This is a genomic window from Mycobacterium sp. 1245801.1 (assembly GCF_001673055.1).
GTDB lineage: Bacteria > Actinomycetota > Actinomycetes > Mycobacteriales > Mycobacteriaceae > Mycobacterium > Mycobacterium europaeum_A.
Window position 1 is genome coordinate 1 of sequence record NZ_LZKY01000386.1, and the last position, 5,071, is coordinate 5,071.

The following is a 5,071-nucleotide window of genomic DNA, read 5'->3' on the forward strand; positions in this document are numbered from 1 at the left end:
GCGCGGTGCTGATCCGAAATTCGCGCCTGGGCAAGGAGATGGTGGCGGCGATGCGCGGCCGTCCGGTGGTGATCTGCCGGGGACACGGAATCACCAGCGCCGCCGCCACGGTGGCGCAGGCGGTGCTGCAGGCCATCAGCCTCGACGCGCTGGCCCGGATGTCGTTGCGGGTGCGCGCGGCCGGGGGCACGCTGCGCGACATCGACGACGCGGACTGGGATGACCTGCCGGACTTGGGATCCGCGTTCACCGCCGAGGCGGCCTGGCGCCACGAAGTGGCACGCCTGGGCGATCAACAGCCGAGCTGATCGCCGATCTCCTTGGCGGCCGCCACAAGTGCGGCGGCCACCACCGGATACCGGGCGGCGTCCAGCCGGTTTTGCGGCGCCGCGGCGTTGAGCGCGAGCCGCAGCCCCGGCGCGCGGCTCGGGATCGGCACGGCGACCGAGGCGACGCCTTCCTCGCTCTCCTCGGAGTTGGTGGCGTAACCGCGCTCGCGGATTCCGGCGAGCTCGGCTTCCAACTCGGTGCGGCTGCCGATCGAATGCGCGGTGATCCGCTGAAGCTGCTCGCCCGGCAACAACGCACGCAACTCCGGTGACGGCAACTGCGCCAGCATGACCTTGCCCGTCGACGTGCAATGGGCCGGCATGGCCCGGCCCAGCCGCGACGCGACCCGCACCGCGGCCGGCCCCTCGACCGCGGCGACGAACCGCACGCTCGCCCCGTCCAGCATTCCGACGTGCACGGTCTCACGCAGCTGTTCGGACAGGCTGCGCATGACGGGCGCGGCGGATCGGGCGATGTCGATGCGACCGAAGATCGCGAACGCCACCCCGGTCAACGACGGGCCGGGCAGGTACGCCTTGGACACCGGGTCTTGCCGGACGAACCCGCGATAGGCCAGCATCGCCAGCAACCGGTGCGCGGTCGACGACGCCACACCCAGATAGCGGGTCGCCTCGCTCAACCGGATCTGGGGCCGCTCGCCCAACAACAGCAACAGCTTCAGCGCGTTGTCCACCGACTCGATCGGGTACTGCGGCGCAAGCGAATCGGCGTCCGGCGCCGCCGCGGCGTCCCCGGCGCCCGGCTCACGCTTGTGTGGCATGGGTCCACGGTAACCAGTTATGGGCGCTGATTCGGGTTATTCTCGGCTGCGTGAGCGGGGCTGTTCGCGCTGGATACCGCCGTTACGTCGCCATCGGCGACAGCCAGACCGAGGGCTTGTGGGACGGCGACGACACCGTCGGCCTGCTCGGGTTCGCCGACCGCCTCGCCGTCCGGGTAGATTCGCTCTATCCCGGCCTGCAATACGCCAACCTGGCGATCCGCGGTAAGCGGGTCAACCACGTGCTCACCGAGCAGCTTCCACAGGCGCTGGCGATGCGCCCGGACCTGATCACCGTGTGCGCCGGGATGAACGACGTCATCCAGCCCGGGCGATCGTTTCGCCCCGCCCTGGCCGACCTCGAACACGTCTACGCCGCGCTGGCCGAATCGGGGGCGACGGTGGTGACGACGACCTTCCCGAACGTCGCCCAGTTCCTGCCCCTGGGGCGGCTGGTGGCCGGGCGGCTTGCTTGCATCAACGCGGCGATCACCGCGGCCGCCCACCGCTACGGGTTCGCGCTCGTCGACCTGTACAACGCGCCCTCGATGCGCGAGCTGGACACCTGGGCCATCGACCGGGTGCACGCCTCGACCAAGGGTCACATCCTGTTCGCCGATGCGGCCGCCGAGGCGCTCAATCTGCCTGACAGCAACCATGATTGGGCCCTCGGGCCCCGCAACCCCACCCAGCGTTCCTTTGCGGCCGGCACATACGAACAGTGGCGCTGGACGCAGGAGAGTTTCTTTCCGTGGATCTGGCGGCGGCTGCGCGGCCTCTCGTCGTACGACGGGCGCGAACCCAAGCGTCCGCGCCTGGCGGGGCTGGACACCCCGCGCGAGTTCGACCGCGCACCTCAAGGCATGGAACCGAGGTCGGTCAGGCATTCTTGACGCATGAATCTCGAGCCCCTGCTGCACTCGATTCCGCCGCTCGCGGTCTACCTGGTGGTCGGCGGCGTCGTCGGGATCGAGAGCCTGGGCATTCCGCTGCCGGGTGAGATCGTGCTGGTCACCGCGGCGCTGATGTCGTCGCACCACGACCTGGCCGTCAATCCGCTCGGGGTCGGCATCGCCGCGGTGATCGGCGCGGTGATCGGCGATTCGATCGGCTACGCGATCGGACGCCGCTTCGGCATGCCGCTTTTCGACCGGCTCGGGCGGCGGTTTCCCAAACACTTCGGGCCCGGACACGTCGCGCTGGCCGAAAAGCTGTTCAACCGCTGGGGTGTTCGCGCCGTCTTCCTGGGCCGCTTCATCGCGCTGCTGCGGATCCTGGCCGGGCCGCTCGCGGGTGCGCTGAAGATGCACTACCCCCGATTCCTGGCGGCCAACGTCTCGGGCGCCATCTGCTGGGCGGGCGGCACCACCGCACTGGTGTATTTCGCCGGAATCGCCGCCGAACGCTGGCTGGAACGGTTCTCCTGGATCGGGCTGGTGATCGCCGTCGTGGCCGGGCTGACCGCCGCAATCCTGTTGCGGGAACGCACATCTCGGATGATCGCCGAGCTGGAGGCCGAGCATTACCGCAAGGCCGGCAGCACCGCGCCGGACAGCGTCTGACTAGACGGCCTCGCCGGTGTCCGCCACCAGCGGCGGCCGGTGTTCGTCGATCAACGCGCGGGCCATCTTGCGGGCGCGCAGCGCGGCGTCGAGATCCCCGACGGCGGCCAGGATGATGGCGCCCTTCATCAGGATGTGCCACGACGACGCGAAGTCCTCGACGTCGGTCAAGCCCGCAGCCACGGCGCGGCGACGCACGATGTCGCGGACGTGCTCGATGTGGCCGATGCAGGCCTGCCCGATCGGATGTTCGGACCCCAGCTCGAGCAGCACGTTGATGAACGAGCAGCCCTCGTACCGGTCGCGCAGCTGAAACCAGTCGTGCATGACGTCGAAGATCGCCAGCAACTGTTCCTCGGGGGTGCTGCCGCGCTGCCGCGACTGCTCCTCGATCAACCCGTGCGTCCAGAGCTCCTCGCGACGCTGCAGCACCGCCAGCACCAGGTCATTCTTGGTCGCGAAATGGCGGTACAGCGTCGCCCTGGCGACACCGGCCCGCCCGATCACCTCGTCGGTGCCCACCGCGCGGATGCCACGCCTGCTGAACAGGTCATACGCCGCGGTCAGAACGCGTTCGCGGGGCGACGCGGCCGGGGTTCCGACATCGGGAGTTGTCATACCAGGCCTTACCGTACTCTTAGGCCGCTGCAGGTAGACAGACCGCCCTGTCTCGTTATAGAAATGAGATTCGCATCCGCGAACAGTCTGTCTTCAGACATTAGGACGGGCACCATCGAGGCGTCTGCGACGCCTGTCGATCAGGGGGTCCATCATGAATTCCGTCATTGTCGAGGCGATGCAGACCACTCATCTGACGCTGAGCACAAAACTTGTCTACGAACTCGGCGACCCCAACAGCACTCTGCGGGCCACCGCGGATCGCAGCGGCCCGTCGGTGGTGATCTACGCCGGCGGCGAGGTCGACGCCTGCAACGAGGGCACCTGGCGCCACCTGGTGCGCGAGGCGGCCAGCGGCGTCACCGCTCCCGGCCCGTTCGTGGTCGACGTCACCGGGCTCGACTTCATGGGTTGCTGCGCGTTCGAGGTCCTCGCCGACGAGGCGAAAAGCTGCCAGGACCGCGGCATCGACCTACGCCTGGTGAGCTGCGAGCCGCTCGTCGCCCGCATCGTCGACGCCTGCGGGCTGTCCGGCGTGCTGCCCATCTACCCCACCGTCGACTCCGCGCTGTCCGCGGCTGACCGCTGGTAGACACCGGGCCGTAACCGGCTCAATGGCCGACCATCCCACGATGGGTGCCGAGGAGGAATTCCTCCTCATCGACCCGAGAACCGGCGAGCCCGCCCCGCACAACGCCGCCGTGGCCGCAGAGGCCAAGAAGCGCGGGGTCGAACTGCAGCTCGAGCTCAGCAGTTGCCAGGTGGAAACCACGTCGAACGTGGCGACCACCAGCGCCGAGCTCGGCGCGGAACTGAGCCGGCTGCGGCGCACCGCGGCGCAGGCCGCCGAGGCCGCCGGGGTTACGCTGCTGGCCTGTGGCCTGCCGCCTTCCACGCCGCACGAGTTCCCGGTCACCGACACCCCGCGCTACCGGCGGATCGGTGAAGAGTTCGGCATGATCGCCCACGAGCAGGGAATCTGCGGATGCCACGTGCACGTGCAGGTGCCCGACCGCGCCGCGGCCATCCATGTCAGCAATTGGCTTCGGCCGTGGTTGCCGACTTTGCTTGCGCTGTCAGCTAATTCACGGGTGTACCGCAGCGCGGACAGCGGCCATGCGAGCTGGCGCAGCGTGCTGTGGCGGCGGTGGCCCGCCGCCGGGGCGCCGCCCTATTTCGCCTCGCCCGACGAGTATGACGACGCCGTGCGCATGCTGGTCGACAACGGGGTGATCCTGGACAAGGACATGATCTATTGGGACGTGCGCCCTTCCGCCGATTTCCCGACGGTGGAGGTCCGGGTGGCCGACGTGCCGGCCACCGTCGCCGAAACGGTGCTGCTCGCCACCCTGATCCGGGCGGCGGTGATGACCGCCCTCGACTCGACCGACGACGCCCGGCGGCTGCCACCCGGCGCGCTGCGCGCGGCGTACTGGAAGGCCGCACACGACGGATTGTCCGGCCACACACTCGATTTGATCCACGGCCGCGGCGCGGTACCGGCGGCCGAGCAGCTGGGGGCGCTGGTGCGGCGGGTGCGCCCGGCCCTGGAATCGCTGGGCGAATACGACCGCGTTCGCGACGAACTCACCCGCGTGGTAGCCGACGGCAACGGGGCGATGCGTCAGCTGCGGACGTGGCGCAAGCGCGGCGAGGTGTCCGATGTCATCGCCGAAGCCGCCGCGGCGACGCTGAGCTGACACGAATCGCGTTGGTGTACGTGATTTCTCGTCAGGTCACCGCGAGCAGGCGATAGAGCCCGATCAGTCCCACGGCCACG

General features: G+C 69.2%; 7 protein-coding genes. 5 read left to right on the top strand and 2 right to left on the bottom strand.

The window, feature by feature from the left end; genetic code table 11:
• A partial coding sequence (locus A5622_RS24530) for a class II aldolase/adducin family protein (protein ID WP_197508091.1) occupies window positions 1–308 on the top strand: 308 nt, incomplete at its 5' end.
• On the opposite strand, the gene A5622_RS24535 is transcribed toward A5622_RS24530, so the two are convergent.
• Window positions 293–1,111 carry an IclR family transcriptional regulator gene (locus tag A5622_RS24535; protein ID WP_066866124.1) on the bottom strand — a complete coding sequence of 273 codons (819 nt, stop codon included), beginning with the start codon at window positions 1,109–1,111 and terminating at the stop codon, window positions 293–295. The genes A5622_RS24530 and A5622_RS24535 overlap by 16 nt on opposite strands.
• 50 nt (window positions 1,112–1,161) lie before the next feature.
• On the opposite strand from A5622_RS24535, the gene A5622_RS24540 reads away from it, so the two are divergent.
• A complete protein-coding gene (locus tag A5622_RS24540) occupies window positions 1,162–2,004 on the top strand; it encodes an SGNH/GDSL hydrolase family protein (RefSeq protein WP_082990539.1) in 843 nt (280 codons plus the stop codon).
• A 3-nt stretch (window positions 2,005–2,007) separates the two neighbouring features.
• The gene (locus A5622_RS24545) at window positions 2,008–2,673 is read left to right on the top strand and encodes a DedA family protein (protein WP_066866125.1); all 666 of its coding nucleotides are present in this window, start codon (window positions 2,008–2,010) and stop codon (window positions 2,671–2,673) included.
• Here A5622_RS24545 and A5622_RS24550 read toward each other — a convergent pair whose 3' ends face one another.
• Complete coding sequence (locus A5622_RS24550) at window positions 2,674–3,291, bottom strand: TetR/AcrR family transcriptional regulator (RefSeq protein ID WP_066866127.1); 618 nt, start codon at window positions 3,289–3,291, stop codon at window positions 2,674–2,676. It lies immediately after the preceding gene.
• Between the two features lie 154 nt (window positions 3,292–3,445).
• Between A5622_RS24550 and A5622_RS24555 the strand changes: the two genes are divergently transcribed.
• Together A5622_RS24555 and A5622_RS24560 are read left to right on the top strand one after the other, a co-directional pair.
• Window positions 3,446–3,883: an anti-sigma factor antagonist gene (locus A5622_RS24555; RefSeq protein ID WP_066866129.1), complete on the top strand. Its 438-nt coding sequence runs from the start codon at window positions 3,446–3,448 to the stop codon at window positions 3,881–3,883.
• Between the two features lie 22 nt (window positions 3,884–3,905).
• Complete coding sequence (locus tag A5622_RS24560) at window positions 3,906–4,991, top strand: glutamate--cysteine ligase (RefSeq protein ID WP_066866131.1); 1,086 nt, start codon at window positions 3,906–3,908, stop codon at window positions 4,989–4,991.
• Window positions 4,992–5,071: the final 80 nt, after the last annotated feature.